This window comes from Altererythrobacter rubellus, assembly GCF_030284385.1.
In the GTDB taxonomy this organism is placed as follows: domain Bacteria; phylum Pseudomonadota; class Alphaproteobacteria; order Sphingomonadales; family Sphingomonadaceae; genus Erythrobacter; species Erythrobacter rubellus.
In genome coordinates this window covers 682098-703658 of record NZ_CP127221.1, presented here as the reverse complement: position 1 = coordinate 703658, position 21561 = coordinate 682098, and the positions used below count along the sequence as shown (strand labels likewise).

Annotated in this window: 27 protein-coding genes, 1 tRNA gene and 1 riboswitch; of the genes, 10 read left to right on the top strand and 18 right to left on the bottom strand. The window is 54.2% G+C overall.

Annotated elements, in window-relative coordinates:
- Window positions 1-402: 402 nt before the first annotated feature.
- On the bottom strand, window positions 403-1116 hold the full coding sequence (locus QQX03_RS03495) for an NAD-dependent deacylase (protein ID WP_285976492.1): 714 nt from the start codon (window positions 1114-1116) through the stop codon (window positions 403-405).
- Between the two features lie 97 nt (window positions 1117-1213).
- Between QQX03_RS03495 and QQX03_RS03490 the strand changes: the two genes are divergently transcribed.
- A complete protein-coding gene (locus tag QQX03_RS03490) occupies window positions 1214-1624 on the top strand; it encodes a hypothetical protein (protein ID WP_285976491.1) in 411 nt (136 codons plus the stop codon).
- Window positions 1625-1654: 30 nt separating this feature from the next.
- Here the strand turns inward: QQX03_RS03490 and QQX03_RS03485 are convergent, their stop codons facing one another.
- Entirely contained in the window at window positions 1655-2440 is a 786-nt protein-coding gene (locus QQX03_RS03485; RefSeq protein WP_285976490.1) for a hypothetical protein, read from the bottom strand.
- Window positions 2441-2640: 200 nt separating this feature from the next.
- Window positions 2641-2823: a hypothetical protein gene (locus tag QQX03_RS03480; RefSeq protein ID WP_285976489.1), complete on the bottom strand. Its 183-nt coding sequence runs from the start codon at window positions 2821-2823 to the stop codon at window positions 2641-2643.
- 51 nt (window positions 2824-2874) lie between these two features.
- Window positions 2875-2980: riboswitch (SAM-I-IV-variant riboswitch) on the bottom strand.
- An 86-nt stretch (window positions 2981-3066) separates the two neighbouring features.
- On the opposite strand from QQX03_RS03480, the gene QQX03_RS03475 reads away from it, so the two are divergent.
- A complete protein-coding gene (locus tag QQX03_RS03475) occupies window positions 3067-3648 on the top strand; it encodes a hypothetical protein (protein ID WP_285976488.1) in 582 nt (193 codons plus the stop codon).
- A 55-nt stretch (window positions 3649-3703) separates the two neighbouring features.
- Window positions 3704-4243: a surface-adhesin E family protein gene (locus QQX03_RS03470; protein WP_285976487.1), complete on the top strand. Its 540-nt coding sequence runs from the start codon at window positions 3704-3706 to the stop codon at window positions 4241-4243.
- A 5-nt stretch (window positions 4244-4248) separates the two neighbouring features.
- On the opposite strand, the gene QQX03_RS03465 is transcribed toward QQX03_RS03470, so the two are convergent.
- Window positions 4249-5094: a hypothetical protein gene (locus QQX03_RS03465; RefSeq protein ID WP_285976486.1), complete on the bottom strand. Its 846-nt coding sequence runs from the start codon at window positions 5092-5094 to the stop codon at window positions 4249-4251.
- A 126-nt stretch (window positions 5095-5220) separates the two neighbouring features.
- On the opposite strand from QQX03_RS03465, the gene QQX03_RS03460 reads away from it, so the two are divergent.
- The gene (locus QQX03_RS03460; protein WP_285976485.1) at window positions 5221-5661 is read left to right on the top strand and encodes a hypothetical protein; all 441 of its coding nucleotides are present in this window, start codon (window positions 5221-5223) and stop codon (window positions 5659-5661) included.
- A complete protein-coding gene (locus tag QQX03_RS03455; protein ID WP_285976484.1) occupies window positions 5658-5933 on the top strand; it encodes a hypothetical protein in 276 nt (91 codons plus the stop codon). The genes QQX03_RS03460 and QQX03_RS03455 overlap by 4 nt, the downstream gene beginning before the upstream one ends.
- Window positions 5934-5953: 20 nt before the next feature.
- Here QQX03_RS03455 and QQX03_RS03450 read toward each other — a convergent pair whose 3' ends face one another.
- The 4 genes from QQX03_RS03450 to QQX03_RS03435 form a co-directional block, all read right to left on the bottom strand.
- Window positions 5954-6349 (bottom strand): hypothetical protein, encoded by a 396-nt coding sequence (locus QQX03_RS03450; protein ID WP_285976483.1) that lies wholly within the window; start codon window positions 6347-6349, stop codon window positions 5954-5956.
- Window positions 6349-6525: a hypothetical protein gene (locus QQX03_RS03445; RefSeq protein WP_285976482.1), complete on the bottom strand. Its 177-nt coding sequence runs from the start codon at window positions 6523-6525 to the stop codon at window positions 6349-6351. The genes QQX03_RS03450 and QQX03_RS03445 overlap by 1 nt, the downstream gene beginning before the upstream one ends.
- Window positions 6522-7337 carry a tetratricopeptide repeat protein gene (locus tag QQX03_RS03440; protein WP_285976481.1) on the bottom strand — a complete coding sequence of 272 codons (816 nt, stop codon included), beginning with the start codon at window positions 7335-7337 and terminating at the stop codon, window positions 6522-6524. The genes QQX03_RS03445 and QQX03_RS03440 overlap by 4 nt, the downstream gene beginning before the upstream one ends.
- A 209-nt stretch (window positions 7338-7546) precedes the next feature.
- Window positions 7547-7633, bottom strand: a tRNA-Leu gene (locus tag QQX03_RS03435).
- A gap of 176 nt (window positions 7634-7809) precedes the next feature.
- On the opposite strand from QQX03_RS03435, the gene QQX03_RS03430 reads away from it, so the two are divergent.
- A complete protein-coding gene (locus QQX03_RS03430) occupies window positions 7810-8754 on the top strand; it encodes a complex I NDUFA9 subunit family protein (RefSeq protein ID WP_285976480.1) in 945 nt (314 codons plus the stop codon).
- Here the strand turns inward: QQX03_RS03430 and QQX03_RS03425 are convergent.
- The gene (locus QQX03_RS03425; protein ID WP_349665847.1) at window positions 8751-9254 is read right to left on the bottom strand and encodes an NfeD family protein; all 504 of its coding nucleotides are present in this window, start codon (window positions 9252-9254) and stop codon (window positions 8751-8753) included. The genes QQX03_RS03430 and QQX03_RS03425 overlap by 4 nt on opposite strands.
- A complete protein-coding gene (locus tag QQX03_RS03420) occupies window positions 9251-10246 on the bottom strand; it encodes an SPFH domain-containing protein (protein WP_285976479.1) in 996 nt (331 codons plus the stop codon). Before QQX03_RS03420 ends, QQX03_RS03425 begins: the two co-directional genes overlap by 4 nt.
- 164 nt (window positions 10247-10410) lie before the next feature.
- Here QQX03_RS03420 and QQX03_RS03415 point away from each other — a divergent pair, with 164 nt between their 5' ends.
- Window positions 10411-12525, top strand: coding sequence for a PQQ-dependent dehydrogenase, methanol/ethanol family (locus QQX03_RS03415; RefSeq protein WP_285976478.1), 2115 nt, complete (start codon window positions 10411-10413; stop codon window positions 12523-12525).
- On the opposite strand, the gene purU is transcribed toward QQX03_RS03415, so the two are convergent.
- Both purU and purT read right to left on the bottom strand, forming a co-directional pair.
- On the bottom strand, window positions 12522-13376 hold the full coding sequence (gene purU / locus QQX03_RS03410; protein ID WP_285976477.1) for a formyltetrahydrofolate deformylase: 855 nt from the start codon (window positions 13374-13376) through the stop codon (window positions 12522-12524). The two genes, QQX03_RS03415 and purU, sit on opposite strands and share 4 nt — an antisense overlap.
- Window positions 13377-13428: 52 nt before the next feature.
- Entirely contained in the window at window positions 13429-14610 is a 1182-nt protein-coding gene (gene purT / locus QQX03_RS03405) for a formate-dependent phosphoribosylglycinamide formyltransferase (protein WP_285976476.1), read from the bottom strand.
- 115 nt (window positions 14611-14725) lie between these two features.
- On the opposite strand from purT, the gene QQX03_RS03400 reads away from it, so the two are divergent.
- Window positions 14726-15331 carry a redoxin domain-containing protein gene (locus tag QQX03_RS03400; RefSeq protein ID WP_285976475.1) on the top strand — a complete coding sequence of 202 codons (606 nt, stop codon included), beginning with the start codon at window positions 14726-14728 and terminating at the stop codon, window positions 15329-15331.
- Here the strand turns inward: QQX03_RS03400 and QQX03_RS03395 are convergent, their stop codons facing one another.
- Entirely contained in the window at window positions 15332-16612 is a 1281-nt protein-coding gene (locus QQX03_RS03395) for an aspartate kinase (RefSeq protein ID WP_285976474.1), read from the bottom strand.
- A gap of 52 nt (window positions 16613-16664) precedes the next feature.
- Between QQX03_RS03395 and ubiG the strand changes: the two genes are divergently transcribed.
- Window positions 16665-17405: a bifunctional 2-polyprenyl-6-hydroxyphenol methylase/3-demethylubiquinol 3-O-methyltransferase UbiG gene (ubiG, locus tag QQX03_RS03390; RefSeq protein ID WP_285976473.1), complete on the top strand. Its 741-nt coding sequence runs from the start codon at window positions 16665-16667 to the stop codon at window positions 17403-17405.
- On the opposite strand, the gene QQX03_RS03385 is transcribed toward ubiG, so the two are convergent.
- The 4 genes from QQX03_RS03385 to QQX03_RS03370 form a co-directional block, all read right to left on the bottom strand.
- Complete coding sequence (locus tag QQX03_RS03385; protein WP_285976472.1) at window positions 17383-18381, bottom strand: glycerophosphodiester phosphodiesterase family protein; 999 nt, start codon at window positions 18379-18381, stop codon at window positions 17383-17385. The two genes, ubiG and QQX03_RS03385, sit on opposite strands and share 23 nt — an antisense overlap.
- A gap of 281 nt (window positions 18382-18662) precedes the next feature.
- Entirely contained in the window at window positions 18663-19004 is a 342-nt protein-coding gene (locus QQX03_RS03380) for an arsenate reductase (RefSeq protein WP_285976471.1), read from the bottom strand.
- A gap of 156 nt (window positions 19005-19160) precedes the next feature.
- On the bottom strand, window positions 19161-19634 hold the full coding sequence (ruvC, locus tag QQX03_RS03375) for a crossover junction endodeoxyribonuclease RuvC (RefSeq protein ID WP_285976470.1): 474 nt from the start codon (window positions 19632-19634) through the stop codon (window positions 19161-19163).
- Window positions 19635-19642: 8 nt separating this feature from the next.
- Complete coding sequence (locus QQX03_RS03370; protein ID WP_285976469.1) at window positions 19643-20389, bottom strand: YebC/PmpR family DNA-binding transcriptional regulator; 747 nt, start codon at window positions 20387-20389, stop codon at window positions 19643-19645.
- A 56-nt stretch (window positions 20390-20445) separates the two neighbouring features.
- Here QQX03_RS03370 and QQX03_RS03365 point away from each other — a divergent pair, with 56 nt between their 5' ends.
- Entirely contained in the window at window positions 20446-21204 is a 759-nt protein-coding gene (locus QQX03_RS03365) for a CPBP family glutamic-type intramembrane protease (protein ID WP_285976468.1), read from the top strand.
- Here the strand turns inward: QQX03_RS03365 and QQX03_RS03360 are convergent.
- Window positions 21201-21548, bottom strand: a complete 348-nt coding sequence (locus QQX03_RS03360) for a heavy metal-binding domain-containing protein (RefSeq protein ID WP_285976467.1) — start codon at window positions 21546-21548, stop codon at window positions 21201-21203. The genes QQX03_RS03365 and QQX03_RS03360 overlap by 4 nt on opposite strands.
- Window positions 21549-21561: the final 13 nt, after the last annotated feature.

Below are 21561 nucleotides of genomic sequence, written 5' to 3'. Positions count from 1 at the left end.
TGTCCCTCGATAGCCTGAGCGGTTGCTCTGCCGAGGTGACTGCTTCTACTTCGTTCGCCGAACTAGGTTTCTCAAACCTGTCAAAAGGAGAACCCGAACGATCACTGTTTGAAACGCTTCCGCACGAGAAAAAGGACAGGCAAGATAGTAGCAACCAGAAACGCTTAATGCCTATCATTATCAATTGCCCACTAGCCACCAACCTAGAAGCACTAGCAACACAACAATTATCGCCAAGACAAGCCCCCAGAGAAGTGGTCCGTGAGGAAGCGTGGGTCCCATTTCTGACATTTGGAGGGTACCCCCTTTCAATTATTACCCAGTCAGATCTATAAGGGGGTAAGGGGTCTTTGTGCGCGACGTGGATGGTGGTTGCTGAAAATGCTCGCGTTAACCGACGGGCTACACTCCGATTAACTCATCCACGAATTCAGGTAGCATCTTTCCTGCCTGGCCAACATGGCACGTGTCGAAGCGATGACTGCCGTCTGCTGGTTCGGTGTTGAACTGATGGGTCTCAGCTCCCGCATCCTTGGCGAACATTACAAACTGAGACGCGGGGTAGACGGTGCCTGAAGTGCCGATAGACAGAAACAAATCGCAGGATCGCAGAGCCTCGTTAATGCGATCCATCTGGTAAGGCAGCTCACCGAAGAACACGATATCGGGCCGCAAATAACCCCGCCTGCAGAAACTACAGCGCTCAAACTCTCCCATAGGCAAATGCCATGGTGTGCGACCCCCACAATCTTCGCACAGAGCCGACTTCAATTCTCCGTGCATATGGATCAGATTGTGCGAACCGGCACGCTCGTGCAAGTCATCGACGTTCTGTGTGACGAGAAGAAAGTCACTCTTATTCCGACTGGTCCAGTGCCTCTCCAGCTTGGCCAGCGCCGCATGGGCAGCGTTTGGCTTTACGAGCCTTAGGTTTGAACGACACTCGTCGTAAAAGCGATGCACCAGTTTCCTGTTCTTGCTCAAAGCATCAGGCGTACAGACATCCTCAATGCGGTGGCCTTCCCACAAACCACCTTCGCCCCTGAAGGTCGCAAGTCCGCTTTCAGCGGAGATGCCCGCACCAGTTAGTACGAGGATGTTTTTCCTGCCAGCCATATAGGCAAAATGACCCACCTTCAGTTGTCAAACAAGGGTCTTGAAATGAAGATGATCTTTGTAGAATGTATTGTTGTAAATTTCGAGGGGGAATTGAATGGCTCGTCTCCGTTCTATGATATTTGGGCTGCCTTTGTGTATCGCCATTTCCTCCTGCGCTGGGACCTATGGCCAGCCGAAAAACGCTCCTGAGCAAGCCTATATGTCGCCCGATATACAGGGGCTCAAACTGGAATTCGACATTGACGAACAGGACTTACGACCCGTTCCCGGCACCAACTCAAAGGTTTTATCCGGCTTTGGATATATTACAAACAACGGCACGGTCATTCGAGAGGTCCCCACAATCCTGCTTGTCATGTTAGACAAGCACCAGAAGATCATTTTTTCTCAAGATATTGTATCAAATGAAAAGGTAATCGCGCCGGGCGAAACCATTAAGGTAACCTATCTGGCCCAAGGCTTCCCTACTGATGCCGAAACACTCGAGTTTAGTTGGAAACCTTGAGCTAGATATTAGGCAGGAGTGAAGGGGGGTTTAATTCACGCCTTCAAGCAGATCATCAATAGGCATTGCAAACCAGTTGAAACCGACCTCTGCATCGCCCTCGACGAATGCCGCTCCGGCTGGTCGAGCCTCAAAGTGTAGCCTGATCTCGCAGTATCCCTCCTTGCCGCCGAACGGTGCGCGGATCTCAAACTCGTCCGTAGGGCCATACTTGATGATGAAATCGTGCGTGCCCTGCGGCCAAGAACCTGTCCATTCTCTGAAACGCCGAGCATACCAGACAGCGGCTTGCCACCTGAGACCGTGATTATAGCGATGCCCCATGCCAATAAAAAACCCAGAGAAGCGGGCGAGAAGGTGCGGCGTACTGACCAACTCATCCTTCCCCAAACGTCGGGGAAGCGGCGGCCTTGAGTTCTTAGGCTTATCGGCCTTCTTTGCGCGCTGGGTCTTTCTGGTTTGGGCTTCTCCCACCGCACCAATGCGGACATGCCGTCTGAATGCACCACTATGAAGGCAGACCACGCGTACGCGCTTGCCGGCAAAGGGCGCTAGATTGCCCCGCTTGTCGATGGGCACATCGTAGAGAAACGACTGCCCTACGCGGTGGACAAGATAGTCTCGGGGGTCGACCCAGAAACCTAGATAGCCATGTGCTTCGCATAGTCTTTCGAGGCTCTCTCGATGGTATGCCTTCTCCGAGCTCCATGGGTCACAAGCCTGAAGCCGCGCTAGACGGGCGGCTATCAGGTCATTCATCGCATCAGGTTTGATGTCACACTTCGGAATGGTGCCTCCGCTGTAATACTGCGGCATTCTCTGGTGACCTAGCTCAGCGCGATCGAGATCGTGAACCTCCATCTCAGGCCTCACTTTCTCTGGTTTTTTTGGGTTGCCGGGGATGCTGGAGGCTGCTGAATCTAACTACACCGCCATTCATCCAACGCTGAAGGTCCAAATGCTCCTGTTCAGTATAAGGCGGCTCATGAAAGGCAGACCCGTCCTTTGTATATACTTTAACCACGGGTCGGCTCCTTATCGTTATCTTTGTTGAGGGCGGGAACAGGTTTGCGTGGATGTCGCAGGCTACTAAAAGCCATCACCCCGCCGTTGGCGCGGCGCGCGCCCTCGAGGATCTCCTCTTCCGTGTAGGGCGGCTCCTTGTACGGATTGCCCTTGGCAGTGTATTTAGTCACCATGTGTGCTCCAATGCATTGCATCGAAAGCTCACGCGAAACGGATATTGCCGGATAAGCCCTAGTGGTTGCCGCCCGGCCACATCCCCTTTTCGGGTGACCACCTTGCCCGGGCTGGGCAGGTTGGCGAGGACTTTATGTCCTACTCTTGATGCACTTTTTCGATAGCATTTCTGGTCAAATTGAGCAACTCCGATTTTTCGAATTCTATTGAACTCTAGAGCCAGGGAGGGTGAGAGGTTTTGTATGACTACTGAGCTGATCATCCCAAAGGAACTGTGGCAATCAAGGGATGAGCTTGTCGATTACGCGCTCGATGGAGGGCCTGTTCCCGCGGGCTTTCATAAGATCAAAGCGTGGTTTTCGGAAAGCCAAGATGCTTATGAGCAGACCCAAAGCGACGTTGCAGCAGTTGCAGTAGGCAGCCCTTATCTGACCCCGTGGTGCTCGCTCCCTGAAGCATGCGATCAATATTTAGTAGATCATTACGCATTGGATGATGATGCTGAAATCACAGACGAACAGAGAATAGAGTTCACCCGTCATCTGCTCGCCCAAGTCATTGAGCAGGGTGATTTATTCTATCAATGCGCCGGAGCGATGAACATCAAATCCACATCTGGACGCAATTGTCTTGTCGGCTACCTTGAGGAGTCACAAGGGCAAGCGGGCATCCATTGTGAGTGGCAAGGCGTGTTCCCGAGTGACCAGTCGTGGGACGACTATCTGGAAGACATTGGCTACTATGACATTGGGGGACACGATGGGATAGACCGACTTCCAGATGAGGCGGTGTTAAAGATATATTCCAACAATAACGGTTCTTAGAACTCGTAAGAGTTTCATATTGATTTTCGAACCTAGAATTCTCTCGGATATTGCAATGAGTAAATGGCATAATTTTCTTATTTTCGCGGGCCCTCTCCTTTTGGCAGGATGTGAAGCGCAGGAAGATCAAGATCGTGATCAAGGTTGGGTATTTTTGTTTCAATCTGAAAACGACCGAACTTGCGCCTTTATGGACAAAGCGACGATCAACGAGAATTTGAGCTACAAAAGGGCATGGCTGCGAATAACCAACCCGCTCCCGAGTTCAAAATATTCCGATGTGCTTTTTGAGTTTGATTGCGCCAGTAGGCGGCAGCGCACATTACAGACAGAGGCCTACCATAATAGCGAGCAAGTTTACCTTGAGGTCGAACAGTCAGCATGGGAAAGAATTGATACGGATCAGAGAAATATGCATGCTTTTTCAGTTATTTGTGAAATCAAGGATCGCTCTGATGGCGTGGACGCCGTTGGAAACATCCCACCCTATTTTTGCGGATCGCCGTCTCTAATACCAGCTTCTGATGACGGATCGGTTGACTGTGATAGCGTGCCTTTACCTGAATTGCAGAGGACGAATGGCTGGTGTTCTTGAGATTGCTAGTTAACCAATAAGAACAATCCAACGATTGCTGCGATTGCAACCAAGCATCCGGGTAAAATGTTTGGACTATTCTCACTTATAGCTTTTTTGATTTCGTCCTTACTGAAAGTGGTTTCGCAGTGAGGGCAATTAAATGAGCCGACCGGCATAGACTTTGCGCATGCTGGGCATGGCATCGCTAAGCCTGGATGATCTTCAATAAGGCGTCTCGCGTATTCACTTTCTGGCAGTCTTTCGGAGTCCACTTTACGAAAGAAAGCCAAAGAGGGAGCGCGTTGGGACCGAAAAACAATTATCCGAATTTCATTTCTATTCGGATCGTAAAAATAGATTTCTGTAATAGTCAGCTTTTTAAGTTTGTCCTTATCCAGCCCAGAGAGAGCGCCGACAACAGCTCCTGCGCCACCCAAAAGCACCCCGCCAACAACTCCGCGCCCAATTACAGACTTTTCTTCCCGAACTAACTCTTGGGCAGGTATCTGGCATACATCCAACATTTGTCGATACGAAATCGAGTAGTCCTTATGCGAACTCATTGCAGAGTTTACAATTTTTATGCCCTTGTCATGGCGTATAATCTCGACTTTTCCTGGCTCGACCTGACCTAATTCACCATATTCAAATGTAGCCTCACCTTTGATTGCAGCATCTCCTCCCCAGTTCACAACCTGCGATCCTATCTCAAAATTTAGGTCGCCATTTAGAGTTTCGAGATAATCATTAAGTTCTTTTTCCTTAATGTTATTTTGAAAAAATTCACGTGTGGGAAAGCCACATTTAATACAAGTTTCCGATTGATCGCTAATCGGTGAATTGCACTCTGGACAATCGATTAAAGCCACATCGAACCTCCACGGATTATTAAATGCGGTTACACGAGAGTGCGCAAACCTGCTGTGATATGTCAAACCGTTTATTGACCTACTCAGGATCTGTGTAGCGTGGGACATAATGTGCTATAATAGCGCATGCCCAAAGCCCCTGTTCATTCCGACCGTAAACCGAACGGAACCTTCGCCAAAGGCAACAAGCTTGGCGGTGGCAAAGCCGGTTCTCGTCACAAGGTCACAAAGGCCGTTGAGGCGCTCTTAGAAGGCGAGGCTGAAGGTCTTACTCGCAAAGCGGTTGAGATGGCCCTTACAGGCGATACAGTTGCCCTACGTCTCTGCTTGGACCGTATTGCCCCTCCCAAGAAAGACCGCACGGTCTCTGTGAAGCTTCCGAAGGTGAAGACTGCCTCAGATGCCGTGAATGCCTCTACAAGCATTCTAGAGGCTGTTTCTGATGGCGAGATAACTCCTGATGAGGGAGCGCGTATCTTAAGCCTCCTGACGGCTCACAAAGCCCTGATCGAGACATGTGAGTTAGAGGCCCGCTTAACGGCGTTGGAGCAAGGAGCAGCGGCATGAGTTTCCATTCCCGACTAAAGCGGCTGGAGCAGCGGCAGCCGTCTCGAGGGTATAGAGAAGCCATCATTATGGATGACTTAGTGGCGACCGATAACCTTGAGGAAGATGAGACTATTCTCGGGCTATCTGAGATCGGCTGGGATAACCCTGGCTGCAAGGTATGGATGCGCAAGAAAGGTGAGAGCCTTAGTCAGCTCAGGCGGCGCGTTGGGCATGACGCAGGCTGCCTAGAAGGTGAGCTAAGCTTGTTTGATGCGGTGAGGTCGTCCTGAAAGAGAATTCCTGCCTGCCTTTAAGGACAGCGAATTTTCTCGAACTCATAATCCTCGGTCTTGATTGTCAACTTTTGACCGTCTTCGGAAAGCTCGTAGGAACGATAATCTGTCCAAGTGTCGCCCTCGCCTTGCATGTTTAAGCTGACTTGAATGCGGTTATCGCCTTCTCGGACGACATCACCCGTTACATCACCCGCGGACTCGTAGAAAACTATGCTGTCCTTATAAATCGTTAGTCGACCATCGCTATAGCGAAAGGAACATCCGGCTTCACTATTATCGAAAACTCCGTGAAACTTTTTTGGGATTTCATTTGCTGGAGAGCTTTCATTTGCCGTCGAATTATCTTCGACTGGATCACTTGAGCATCCGATCAAAGCCACGCCGACTAATAATATAGAAAAAGTTTTCATCAATTCTCCTCCCTAAGCAGTGCCAGCACCACATCAGGTGCCAGATTTCTGAGTTCAATCAACGCCATCATCTTAGCCGCGTCTATCGTGAATGTCCCATCGCCATTGTTGCGCTCGCGCAGGTCAGAGCACTTGCGATATGCTCCTTCAACGCGCGCGGCGAGGTCAGGGTTCATTTTGCGCACCCCTGATAGTTCCGGTTGAAGCACTCGGCTGAAAGCTGCTGGGCACGGCCTATCTGTTCAGGGGTCATATTGCCTGCTGCCTTGTCTCGATCTGACGCTGCTCTCTCAACTCCTTTAGCGGCAGCTAGACTAAACCACATGTAAGCAAGCTGGTAGTTTTGCGGAACGCCTTGGCCATTGCCATACATTGCACCGAGATTGATTTGGGCGGAGGCATTCCCTTGCTCGGCAGCGAGGCGATACAGGCGGACTGCTTCGGCATAGTTCTGAGGAACGCCTTGGCCGTTCGCATACATTAAACCGAGATTGTATTGGGCGGAGGCATTCCCTTGCTCGGCAGCTAGGCGATACAGGCGGACTGCTTCGGCATAGTTCTGAGGAACGCCTTGGCCGTTGTCATACATTAGGCCGAGATTGTATTGGGCGGAGGCATCCCCTTGCTCGGCAGCTAGGCGATACAGGCGGGCTGCTTCGGCATAGTTCTGAGGAACGCCTTGGCCGTTGTAATACATTATACCGAGATTGTATTGGGCGGAGGCATACCCTTGCTCGGCAGCTAGGCGATACAGGCGGACTGCTTCGGCATAGTTCTGAGGAACGCCGTGGCCATTGCCATACATTACGCCGAGATTGTTTTGGGCGGAGGCATTCCCTTGCTCGGCAAGTAGGCGAAATTCACGCAATGCGGTTGGGTAATCGCCATCATCTAAGGCGCTCACTCCCCGATCAAAGTCCTGCGCTGCAACACTCGAAGGAAGCGTTAAGCTCAAAAGAGCGGCGGCAATAATGACTAGGTCGCGCATGGACTCTCCTCGTTTGCCCGAGGTGTAGACTGACGCGCTGGGCTGGTTATTTCAAGAGGAGAAGAAGCGGGCGCAGTGAGTGCTTGGACATCGGGTTCAGGCATTCGCAGGGCTTGCGGTTGCAAAACCCAGAAGGTGGATAAAAGGGTGGATAGAAAATAGTCAGAGAAACACAATGCTCTGTTTTTCATCAAATTTTCTGAAATAAATGGTGCCCAGAAGAGGACTCGAACCTCCACATCCTTGCGAATACTAGCACCTGAAGCTAGCGCGTCTACCAATTCCGCCATCTGGGCATAGGCTCTTCGCAAAACATATTTCGCGAGAACGAGCGAGGCGCGCGGTTAGCCCCGCTAGGCGGCCCTTGTCAACGACTCATTTCCGCCATTTGCCTACCTCCAAACACTTGCGGCCGCGCGCTGCTTGGGGCAATGCGCTGCCAATCGACCAGGCAACCTTTCGGAAATGCAACATGACCCGCCCCTCTTCGCTCAAGGACAAACTCCTAACTCTGTTTGGGGGCAGCGGTTTCCTTGGGCAATATCTGGCGCAGGCGCTTTTGGAACGGGGAGCCCGGCTACGCATCGCCAGCCGCAATCCGGAAAAGAGCCACAGGCTAAAGCCGCTTGCCAATTTAGGGCAGATCCAATTTGCCCGCTGCAACATCAATGATGCACGCCAAGTGCATGGGGCCGTTTCCGGAGCAGATGCTGTCGTCAATCTGGTGGGCAGCTTTGGTGGCGACTTGATGCAGCTTATGGGCAATTCCGCCGGAGAAGTGGCTTCGGCAGCGAAGGCTTCAGGGGCAGAAGCGCTGGTTCATATCAGCGCAATCGGCGCCGATGCGGATTCTGCTTCAACCTATGCTAGAGCCAATGCGCTTGGCGAGGAATTGGTGCGTGAGAATTTCGTCAACGCGTCGATCCTGCGTCCATCGGCGCTGTTCGGAGAAGACGACAATTTCGTAAACATGTTCGCCGGATTGGTCCAAATGATGCCTGTACTGCCGGTTTTTGGGCCAAGTTCACGTCTACAGCCAGCCTTTGTCGATGATTTAGCCGAAGCGATTGCGAACGCCCTTGAAGATCCAGGCAAGCATGGCGGAAAAACTTTCGAGCTCGGTGGTCCGGAAGTGATCACTATGATGGAATTGAATCAGCGTATCGCTGACTCGCAAGGCCGCAAGAGAACATTCTTGCCTGTGCCTGACACAGCCTCAGCCGTGTTCGCTGCATTGCCTTTGACGCCGATCAATCGTGATCAATGGGTCATGTTGAAAGAAGGCAATTGCGCGTCTGGCGACTACCCCGGTTTCAAGAAACTTGGCGTCACACCGCGCCCACTCGGTCTGTTTCTAGACAAATGGATGGTCCGTTATCGCAAGCACGGCCGGTTCAACGAAGGGCTTGCTAGCTAGGCCTGTTTGCCGCCAGCATCGTCAGTATCCCCGGCAGGGCTGTCAGCGATCAGATTGAACGGCTCCACCATCAGAATAGTGCCATCGCTTCCGGTGATGCGAACACGCTCCCCCTCTCCAATATCCGGTCCGCGCGCAATCCACTCGCTATCTCCATATTTGACGCGACCTGAACCACCGACGATTGCCTGAGTGACCAAGGCATTTTCACCGATCAGACGTGTGCCGCGCTGATTAAGCAGCGGGTCCGAGCTTTCGATCGGGGAATCGCGCAGGAAACGCTTTGCGCTGAACGCTGCGATCAATGACAAAGAAACGAACACCACGACTTGTGCCGGCAGCGCAAGGTCGATACCCAAAGTAAGCAAGCCGGTTATAATCGCCGCGATTGCAAGCCAGATCAGATAGACGCCCGGAACCAGCATCTCCAAAGCGGCCAGGATCAGACCGATTGCGATCCAGACCCAGTGCGCATCAAATCCTTCGAGCCCGTTCATCATGTGTCGCCTGTCCGCGGCACGCTTGCTCGTGCACGATCTTTCTGCAGGGGTTGACCAGTGCGGGATCCGGTTGTGACATCACCTTGGTTCGGATCCATCGCATCGCGAACCAGCTCACCAATACCGCCTAGCGTCCCAATCAACTGCGTAGCTTCGAAAGGGAAGAGGATAGTCTTGGCATTGGGGCTGTCAGCAAACTTACCGACAGCTTTGGTATACTCCTGCGCGATAAAATAGTTTATCGCCTGATTGCCTGAAGAAGCAATCGCATCCGACACCATTTGGGTTGCCCGAGCCTCGGCCTCTGCGGCGCGTTCGCGCGCCTCGGCATCGCGGAATGCGGCTTCGCGTTTGCCCTCCGCTTCGAGGATTGCCGATTGCTTAGAGCCTTCCGAACGCAAGATTGCGCTGGTCTTGTCGCCCTCTGCCTCGAGGATTTCTGCACGCTTCAAGCGCTCTGCCTTCATCTGGCGCGCCATAGCTTCAGAAATGTCATGGGGTGGCCGGATATCCTTGATTTCAACGCGCGTGATCTTGACGCCCCAGGGCGAGGTCGCGTGATCAACAACCGACAGCAGGCGAGCGTTGATCTCGTCACGCTTTGAAAGTGTCTCGTCCAGGTCCATCGAGCCCATAACGGTGCGCAAGTTTGTAGTCGTTAGCGCCATGATCGCCTGGTAAAGATGGGTCACTTCATATGCTGCTTTGCCTGCATCGAGCACCTGAAAAAACACCACGGCATCAACGCCGACCATAGCATTATCTGCAGTGATGATTTCCTGACCCGGAATATCAAGCACTTGCTCCATCATATTCACTTTCTGGCCAACACGGTCGATGAAAGGGATAATCAGGTGCAATCCAGGCTGGGCAGCGATGGTAAACCTGCCAAGCCGTTCGATCGTATAGACATAACCTTGTTTAACAACGCGCACTGCCATGAGCAGGAAGACAATAAGCAAGAACAGCAACGCGATCAGCACAAGTTCCATGGGTCAAACTCCGCCAAGACCAGAGACGGTAACGTAACGGCCAAACAGCCAGACGCCAATCAAAAGCGGAAACCTGTCACAAATGTGGAGATGGACAAAGGCAGCAGCGCAAGGCAGTCTGGAGAAACAAGTGCAGATAAATCGGCACCGGGGAGAGCGCAAAAATGAGAAAGTTCGGAATTGCCTTAGCGGCAGCACTAACGCTGAGCGCGTGCAGCGAGAGCGGAGTGGATGGTGAAGCATTGCTCAACGCCGGCGATGATGGTGCGAACTGGATCACTTACGGCCGGACCTATGACGAGCAACGCTTCTCGCCGCTTGATCAAATCAACACTGCGAACGTCGAGGAGTTGGGCTTGGCGTGGTTTGCAGACATGGACACAGCGCGGGGACAAGAAGCCACGCCGCTGGTCATTGACGGCAAACTTTATCTCACAACCGCATGGAGCAAGGTCAAAGCATATGATGGTGTAACCGGCGCTCTTCTGTGGGAATATGATCCGGAAGTCCCGGGCGAAACCGCCGTCAAAGCCTGCTGCGATGTCGTCAACCGCGGACTGGCGACCTGGGGCGACAGCCTATTTTTGGGCACTTTGGATGGCCGCCTGGTGAAGCTTGATCGCGAAACGGGCGCAGTCGCGTGGAGCAAACAAACGACCGACCCGGAACAAAGCTATACTGTCACCGGCGCTCCTCGGATTATCGATGGCAAGGTCTTGATCGGTAACGGTGGCGCGGAGTTCGGCGTACGCGGATACATCGCGGCCTATGATGCTGGCTCAGGCCAGGAGCTATGGCGCTTCTACACCGTTCCTGAGGGTACAGAGGACGAAACTTCGCCCGAGTACCTTCAGGCTGCCGCCGAAACCTGGAACACAGAGGTCCTTGCAGGTTCAGACGCGATCGGCGGCGGCGGAACGGTTTGGGATTCGATGGCATACGATCCCGACCTGAATCTGCTCTATATCGGTGTCGGAAACGGCTCACCCTGGAACCGGGCTTATCGCTCTCCAGGCGAAGATGGCACCGGTGAAGGGGATAATCTTTATCTTTCCAGCATTGTCGCAATCCGGCCCGATACAGGCGAATATGTTTGGCACTATCAGACTACACCGGGCGAAACATGGGATTACACCGCGACGCAGCATATTATGCTCGCCGACATGGAAATCGACGGCGCCCAACGTCAGGTACTGATGCAGGCTCCGAAGAATGGATTCTTTTACGTGCTCGATCGGGCCACAGGCGAATTCATTAGCGCCAAGCCATATGTCACAGTGAACTGGGCAACCGGAATCGACGAAAGCGGCCGCCCGATCGAGAATCCCGAAACGCGCGTCGACAAGACTGGCCAGGCAGCCATCGTAACGCCGGGCGCTTTGGGCGGACACAATTGGCACCCGATGGCCTACCATCCGGACGAAAACCTAGTCTACATTCCGGCATTTGAAGCGGGGATGGTCTATTCGCCTGAAGCCGACTGGAAACCGGACAGGGACCGCGGGTTCAACGTCGGTTTTGATTTGAGCGCGGGCAACCTGCCGCCCGATCTTGGATTCCGAAAGGAGATCACAGGTACGCTGAAGGGTATGCTGGTAGCTTGGGATCCAGTGGCGCAGGAGCCGCGCTGGACCGTTGAACATCCGGGGCCCTGGAACGGCGGGTTGCTGGCCACGGCGGGCGGACTGGTGTTTCAGGGTACCGCAGGAAGCGAGTTCAACGCTTACAACGCCACGAATGGTGAGAAGCTATGGAGCTTCCCGGCACAAACCGGAGTGGTCGCGCCGCCGGTCACCTATACTATTGACGGCGAACAATATGTTGCTGTGTTGGCTGGCTGGGGCGGTGCCTATGCACTGTCCGTCGATGGACAGGCAATCCGCGATCTTGCTCCTGTACGCAACATCAGCCGCCTGCTTGTATTCAAGCTCGGGGCGGATGGAGCCTTGCCACCGGAACTAGAGCTGGCGAATCTCCCGCTTGATCCACCGCCCAGCCGAGCAAATTCAGCGACCATTTCCTTGGGCGGGGAAAAATACGCACGCTACTGCGCGGTTTGCCACGCACCAGGCGCTGTGGGATCGACCGTACTGCCAGACCTCAGGCGCTCGGGTACGCTGTCGAACCCGGCTAGCTGGCAAGCGGTTGTGCGTGAAGGCATGTTACAGAGCCGCGGCATGGCAAATTTTGCCGACAGCCTGAGCGCTGAGGAATCCAACGCGATCCGCGAATGGGTGATCTTCCGCGCGAATGAAGACAAAGCTGGAGGGTTGAACTAACCTTTGAAGACCACAGTTCGGCTGCCATTGAGGAGCACGCGCTCTTCCAAATGAAGCCGGACAGCTTCAGCCAGAACGCGGCGTTCAATGTCTCGTCCTTTGCGGACAAGTTCATCGGGACTGTCTGCATGCGTGATAGGTTCGACATCCTGATGAATTATCGGGCCTTCATCCAGGTCAGTTGTGACGTAGTGCGCCGTGGCGCCGATCATTTTCACACCACGAGCGTGCGCCTGATGATAGGGTTTTGCGCCTTTGAAGCCGGGCAGAAAGCTGTGGTGGATGTTGATGCACCGCCCCGTGAAGTGGGCCGCTTGCTCATCTGACAAGATCTGCATGTAGCGCGCCAGAACTACCAACTCTGCTTGTTTTTCCTGAGCGATCGCACGAACCTGAGATTCTTGCGCGGCTTTTTCGCCCGCGCGGATAGGTAAGTGATAGAACGGGATTTCGGCGAAATCCAGATGTTCGAAGGTTTCGCGCGGATGGTTTGAAACGATCGCCACAGGATCCATCGGCAGTTCGCCAATACGCCAGCGATATAGCAAGTCTGCCAGACAATGATCAAACGCGCTCACCATCAGCATGACGCGACGCGGCCGGTCCCGCAATGCGAGTTTCCATTCCATTGCATAGTCGCTGGCGACAACCGAAAAGGCAGTGCGTAAATCATCGTGCGATGCGGAAACAGTTTCGAATTCGACGCGCATGAAGAAACGATCACTCTCGCGATCATTGAACTGCTGTGCTTCGAGGACATTTCCCCCGTTCTCAAACAGAAAACCGGTCACCTTCGCGGTGATACCCGTCCTGTCCGGGCAAGATAAAGTAAGGACTAGAGGCGCCTTCATCGGTTCAGCGACTAGTCTTTGCAACGATGAAGATCAATCCAGCGCTACATTTCTAGTCGCGATAGACTATCCGGACCGCCTTGGCCGCCTGCCTTGCCAGACTGCGTGCATCGTCGGGCGTTTCCGCGCGTGCCAGCGCGACACCCATTCGCCGGTATAGCCGCGTAACTGGCTTTCCGAATAGCCGAACATCGCAATTGCCCTCGCCTGTCGTCAGGGCGTCATGCAATCCGTCAAAGGAAAAATCCCCGCCGTCGCGATCTGCCAAAATAACCGCAGAGGCAGATGATAGCGCAGCAACTTTCTCTGGAACGGGCAAGCCCATGATGGCGCGGGCGTGCAAATCGAATTCGGTCAGGTCCTGCGACACAAGCGTGACCATACCGGTGTCGTGCGGACGCGGTGACAATTCAGAGAAGATTACTTCTTCGCCTCTAATGAAGAACTCCACACCGAACAGACCCCAGCCTTTGCCATTGCCTTGCAGTGCGGTGACAACCTTCGCAGCCATCTCTTGTGCCTTCGCAATCGCCGCACTGCTCATCGGTGTGGGTTGCCAACTCTCCTGATAGTCGCCTCGTTCCTGTCTGTGACCGATAGCAGGGCAGAAAGTGATCCCTGCTTTGTGACGCACAGTCAGAAGCGTGATCTCATAGTCGAAGTCCACAAACTGCTCCACAATGACGCGGGTGCGATCGCCACGCATATTGGCAACGGCATAATTCCACGCCTCCTCGAGTTCCGCTGCATGATCGACTTTGCTCTGCCCCTTGCCTGAAGACGACATCACCGGCTTGATCAAACAAGGGAAGCCGGTTTCTTGCGCCGCGGCGCACACACCCTCGAAATTTTCTGCATAGCCATAGATCGAAGTGGTTAGCCCCAACTCGTCTGCGGCCATGTCTCGGATCGCATCACGATTCATGGTCAACTGCGTTGCCTTCGCAGACGGCACGACATTAAAGCCCTCCGCCTCTAGCTCGCCCAGTACCTCTGTTCGGATCGCTTCAATTTCAGGGACAATCAGGTCGGGCTGGTGTTTCTCAATTGTCGCTCGCAGCGCATTCCCATCAAGCATGGAGAACACTTCGCTCGCATCGGCGACCTGCATTGCAGGGGCATTCTCGTAGGCATCACAAGCTATGACGTAAGCGCCCAAACGTTTGGCAGAGATGACAAACTCGCGGCCCAATTCGCCTGAACCAAGCAGCAAGATTTTCTGTGTGAAAGGCATTGGATCACCATAGCGCGTGCTAAGGTCCAATCCAAGCGCACCACAAAAAGAAAGGTGGCGGCTTGCGGTGCAATCGATTGTCTGTAATCCGCCGTGCGACTGGAAAATGGGACTGATGATTATGTCGCTTAAACGCAAGATTTTCGCTGGCGTTGGATTGTCGTTGCTCGCACTGGCCGCATTGGCAGCTTCGCATCTTTGGCCTGCCCTCTTTCCTCCGAAAAACATCGATGTTGGTGTCGCCATTGGCGAGAAAGTTCCGCTCGATCAGCCACTACGAAATGCAGCTGGCGAGCCCACCTCTCTTGCAGAGATCGCGGGTCCGAACGGAACTGTTCTTGTATTGGTTCGCTCCGCGCACTGGTGCCCGTTCTGTAAAGTGCAATTGGCCAATCATGCTGAGATTGCAGGCGATCTGGATCAACGGGGCTACACTCTCGCAAGCCTTTCCTACGACCAACCAAAAAAGCTGGCCGAGTTTGCCGCAGATATGGAGCAGTCCTATCTGATTCTCAGCGACACAGAGAGCGTTTTCATCGATGCAGTCGGTCTGCGCGATCCGCAATATTCCGAAGATCACTTTGCATATGGTGTGCCGCGCGCGAGCGTGCTGATGTTTTCACCGGACGGCACTGTCCAGGCCAAGTTCGTATCGGCTGACTATCGCCAACGCCCAAGCAATGAATATGTACTCCAGATGGTCGAAAGCGCAGCCGACTAGCTAAGCTGCTTCGTCACTTGCATCGAGGCCATAGGCCGTATGCAACACGCGCACCGCCAGTTCGGTCTCGTCTTCATCGATCAAGACAGAAACCTTGATCTCTGACGTTGAAATCGCCTGAATGTTTATGCCGCGATCAGAAAGCGCGCGGAACATCGTGCTAGCAACACCCGCATGGCTCTTCATTCCCACACCAACAACGCTGACCTTCGCGATCTTGCTGTCAGTAATTATGCGATTGAACCCGATTTCTTCGCGCTTGTCTTCAAGCAAGGCTTGCGCGCGCGCCAGATCGGTTTGCGGAACAGTGAACGTAACGTCCGTCTCACCCTTGTCGCGGCCCACGTTCTGAATGATCATGTCGACGTTGATTGAAGCATCGGCGAGCGGTTCAAAGATATGCGCCACGGCGCCGGGCTTGTCTGGTACGCGCGTCAAGATCACCTTCGCTTCATTCTTGTCATGCGCAATACCGGTAACGTGCTGGCGTTCCATTTCGCCACTCTCCACTAGCTGGTTCATCTCATCATCCGACACGATCATCGTGCCGGGCAGTTCGTCTGCAGGGATCGCATCTTCGCCAAGAAAGCTGGACAATACCTGCAATCGCACGTCGGCCTTCATCGCTAAACCGACCGAACGCGTCTGCAGAACCTTGGCGCCCACAGACGCCAGTTCCAGCATTTCTTCATAGGTTACGGCTTTAAGCTTGTGCGCTTTGGCCACAATCCGTGGGTCCGTGGTATAGACGCCATCGACATCTGTATAAATGTCGCAGCGATCAGCCTTGACCGCAGCAGCCACAGCCACAGCTGACGTATCGGAACCGCCACGCCCCAGCGTTGTAATCCGGTTATTGTCGCCGAGCCCTTGAAAGCCAGGGATCACAGCGATTTCTCCAGCGACCATCGATGCTATCAATGCGTCGGCATCAACCGCCTCGACGCGCGCCTTCGAATGCGCTTCGATTGTATGGACTGGCAGCTGCCAGCCAAGCCAGCTACGCGCTTTGCAACCCATGGATTGCAGCGTCAGTGCCAGCAATCCGCTGGTGACCTGTTCGCCGCTCGATACAACCACGTCATATTCGGCAGGGTCATAAAGCGCATTTGCTTCGCGGCAGAAATTGACGAGTCGGTCCGTTTCGCCGGCCATTGCGGAAACAACCACAGCAACCTCATGCCCGGCCGCCTGTTGCTTGCGCACAATATTGGCCACGCGACGAATACGCTCGGTCCCGGCCATAGAGGTGCCGCCGAATTTCATCACGATACGTGCCAAGGCTTGAAAGCTCCTGCTGGTTCGAATCCCCGAGCGCTGTTAGGGGTACGGAATGACAAACGCAAATGTCACAAATGTAACTATCCGCCCAGAGGAAGAAGCACATTTTTCCTCACTGGCGCGCGAATGGTGGAATGCGAAGGGACCGATGGCTTCTCTACATGAGGTCAATCCGGTGAGACTTGCTTTCCTGCGTGAGGCAATCGACATGTATTGGGGAGATGATGTTCAAGCCAGAAGGCCGTTGAGCGGCAAGTCTGCGTTGGACGTGGGCTGTGGTGCTGGTCTAGTGTGTGAGCCGATGGCCAGGCTGGGTGCCGATGTAACCGGTGTTGATGCCTCTGCAGAAAACATCGGCGTAGCAAGCGCGCATGCGGAAAGCTCTGCCTTGGACATCCGTTATATGGCGGGAGAACTCGCGAGCCTCACTCTCGGCACATTCCATCTGGTCACAAGCTTTGAAGTTATTGAGCACGTGGCTGATAAATTGGTCTTTCTCAAGCAACTGGCTACCAGCCTGAAGCCTGATGGCATGCTTGTCATGTCGACACCCAATCGCACTGCGGCTAGCCGTTTGTTGCTTGTCGAAGCGGCAGAGCGGGTGGGATATGTTCCGCGCGGCACGCATGACTGGAATGACTTCATCACACCTGAAGAACTTGGCGATTTGCTGGCGCAAGCAGGTATGGAAATGGGCAATCCTCGCGGCATTGCTTGGCGACCGAGCAAGGGGTTGCATCTATCAGATGACCTATCGCTAAACTACGCTTTCACCGCCCGTCACGCGCGCTGACAGCGCCCTTCGGATCATCCGTGAACACACCGGCGACGCCCGCACCAGCCAGCATTCGATAGAGTGCCGTTTGGTCCCCTCTTCCAGAATCACCACCTTGGCCATGCAATGCTGGCGGCAGAAACGCATTTTCCGGGCGCAGCGTCCACGCATGAACCGGCAAACCTGCTGCCCTGGCATCGGCGACCAGAGTGGTGGGTGAACCGTCCGGATTGAGGATCATGGCGATGTTTGCGCCCAAACCATCGGCATAGTCGGCGATTTCTTCCAGCCCCGATGGCGTCGTCATCTCGGTATAGCGCATGCTTGGTTCGTCAGCTGGTCCGTCTTCCGGTTTCACCAACTGGATCAATCTGAACTCGCTGCGTTTGTCGAGCCGTTGCAACGTACCAACCTCGAAACTCTGGATCATGACAAGATCGTCTGGCCCCAGTCCCAGATCGCGAAACTCCCTCAGCACCAGATCCACGATATCAATGCCCACCTCCTCAAGCAGAAAGGTCGGATGCTTGAGCTCGAGATAAAGCCCGATCTTGCGCCCGGTTTCGACTTCCTTGGCGCGGACCAGCCTCACAATCTCATCCAGGGTCGGCACTTGATAAAGCCCATTGTAGCGCGCGTTTGCCGGGCGAATACGCGCAACCCGTTCCTTCGCGCGCAGGGTGCGAATTTCCTCTAACGTGAAGTCTTCGGCAAACCATCCCGCCACAAGCTGACCGTCGATCATCTTGTCACGCAGGCGATCCTCGAACTCCTCCCGGTTGGCGACGTCGGTTGTGCCGGACAGCTCGTTCTCGTGGCGAGAAATCAGCTCGAGATCCTTGGTCACCACCAGGTCTGGCTCGATATAGTCCGCGCCTTGATCAATCGCGAGCTCATAGGCCGCAAGCGTGTGTTCAGGGCGCTCCGCACTCGCCCCGCGATGGGCAATGATCAGCATGTCATTCTCCTGCGCGGCTGTTGGCGAGTAAGGCATTGTAATTGAGAAGAATAATCCGGCAGCCAACAACAAGACCCGCATTAGCCCTTGGTTAGGCAGTTTTAAGGTATTTTTCGAAGTCATGTTCAAAAGCTACTCCTAGAGTCGCTCATCATTGTGATTGGCCTCTATAGGGCCGGTTACGATGTCATGGGTACAAAAGACGATATCATCGGCGCGGCCAACAAACAGGCCGAAGCGATGTCTCCTCGTAAAGTCGACGAGAAAGCCGATTGGGGTTCTGATGCCTTCTGGCGCACTGGTTGACTGCAGGCTGATCACAGCGCCGATTCCCATTCGCCTTCCTTAAAGCCAACCAAAATTCCGCCCGAGTGCTCCACAACGGGTCGCTTGATCATGCTCGGATGCTGTTCCAGCAATATGACAGCTTTGGCTGCATCAATATCGGCCTTCTCCGCATCGGACAGTTTGCGAAAGGTCGTGCCGCGCCGGTTTAAAACCACGTCCACCCCATGCGCGTCGATCCAGGCGGCCAACTTGGCCATATCGGCACCTTCCTTCTTATAGTCGTGGAATGCGTATTCGATACCCTTCGTATCGAGCCACTTGCGCGCTTTCTTCACGGTGTCGCAATTGGGGATGCCGTAGAGGTGTATCACAAGCTAAGTCCTACTGGTTGGAACACATGAAACACTGTCCTAGCGGGAGAAACCTTACTCGCAAATGAGCGCATATTTCCCATTCGAAACCGATGCTGCTGGATTGGATGATTGCCCATGCCCACGCCTTACATAAGCCACTGCATGTAGAACAGATCAGCGCGACGCAAGATGCGCATCGGCAATCGCCACCGCGAGCGCATCAGCCGCATCGGCGCCTGCGATCTGCGCTCCTGGCAACAGTACCTTGAGCATGGCCTGGACCTGAACCTTGTCCGCACCACCTGTGCCGACAACAGACTTTTTGACCAGCCGCGCGGCATGCTCATTCACCACCAAGTTCGCCGCGCCGCAGGCCGCCAATACTGCGCCGCGCGCTTGCGCCAACTTCAAGGTCGATTGGGCGTTTTTGTTGACGAACACTTCCTCTGCCGCCACGCGATCAGGATTGTGGGCAGCGATCACGGCCGTGATAGCACTGTGCAGCTGATACAGCCGTTCTGCCATAGGCGCCCTGGCATTGGTTTTAACTTCGCCATTGGCGACATGGCTAAGCCGCGATCCCTGGGCACAGATCACGCCCCAGCCGGTGCAGCTGAGCGACGGATCAAGGCCGAGGATTAGCGTCACCGGCAAGCTCAGCCCTCAAGCTTGGCCATGACCTCGTCAGAAATCTCGTAATTGCCCCAAACGGTTTGAACGTCATCATCATCGTCCAGCACATCGATCAGCTTGAGCAGCGTTCCTGCGTTCTTCTCGTCCAGCTCGACAGTCAGATTGGGCTTCCAGGCGAGTTTGACTTCCTTGGCTTCGCCAAGCGACTTCTCCAGACTGCCGGCAACTTCATGCAGATCTTCTGCTGCTGTCCAAATTTCGTGGCCGTCTTCTAATGAGGAAATGTCTTCCGCGCCCGCTTCCATCGCGGCTTCGAGCACTTTCTCTTCGTCACCAGCTTCCGGACCATACTCGATGAAGCCCAAACGTTCGAAACCATGCGCCACCGAGCCTTCAGTGCCCAGATTACCGCCATTCTTGCTGAAAGCTGTGCGAACCGCAGTTGCAGTACGGTTACGGTTGTCGGTCAGTGTTTCGACGATGATTGCACTGCCACCGGGGCCATAGCCTTCGTAGCGGACTTCTTCGTAATTCTCGTCATCGCCCGCGCTGGCTTTATCAATCGCGCGCTGGATATTGTCCTTCGGCATCGACTGAGCTTTTGCCGTATTGACCGCCAGCCGCAGGCGCGGATTCATATCCGGATCGGGCGTGCCCATCTTCGCCGCCACGGTGATTTCGCGGCTCAGTTTGGAAAACAGGTTAGAGCGCTTCTTGTCCTGCGCACCCTTGCGGTGCATGATGTTCTTGAATTTGGAATGGCCTGCCATGGGTTGTCATTCTTCCGCATTTGAAAGTTTGCAAATCTGAGGGTCGCATTAGCCGCATGACAGGTGAATCCACAAGCCTTCCGTCGCTCATTACGATGCGCGCGGAATGGGGCCATTTTCTCGGCTTTCTCAAGCGACCTTCTCTACCAGATAATCAGGCGAGTGATCTGCGCGAAGGCGCACGCGCAGTGTCGCGCATATTAGCGCTCGATCTGATTGCAATGGGAACGCTGCTGGCGATTGCCGGGGCGGTAATGGCATCGGGGATAGAGATACCCGAGACAGCGTTGGCGGGCATCGAGATCACGCCGGGAATCATCTTTGCAGTGATCCTTGTCGCACCGGTCAGCGAGGAAATCCTGTTCCGCAGCTGGCTGTCGGGCCAGCCGCGCTATTTGATCGCGTTTCCGATACTATTGGTCGCCGGACTGACCGCTGTCATGCTGGCCGCAAACAACACGGGCGAGAACGCAGAAGTGTCGGTTGGCCTCGCGATCATTGCTGGCGCGTTGCTGAGCCTGATCATGTTCGGTGTGCTTTGGCGGCGACCACCGATGCGCTGGTTCCGCACATTATTCCCGGCGATGTTCTGGCTCAGCACTATCGCCTTCGCCTGCATCCACCTGGCGAACTTCAGCGAAGGCAATTGGATGACCTTGCTACCATTGGTCCTGCCACAATTCATCCTTGGTGCTCTGCTTGGCTATCTGCGCGTCAACTATGGTCTGTGGACCGCGATCGCGCTCCACATGATCCACAACGGGTTGATTATCACTATTGTGTTGGCTGCCAGCAAAGCTGCAGGGGCATCTTAGACCTTCACCGCTGTTCCACTGGCCGATACCATCAGCATCGAGCCGGTATCGCCGATCACTTCGTAATCAAGATCGATGCCCACCACGGCATTGCCGCCGCGCGTCGCGCATTCCGCTTGCAGCTCTTCAATCGCCTGATTGCGCGCGTCCGCCAGAATACGCTCATAACTGCCCGAACGCCCACCTACGATATCGCGGATATTGGCGAACAGATCGCGGAACAGGTTCGCGCCGACGATCACTTCGCCAACCACGATCCCGCAATATTCCTGGATCAGCTTGCCTTCGATTGTGGGCGTTGTGGTTACAATAATCTCGCGCGCATCTTTCCAAGGACCGGCCATAAATTTCTCCTTC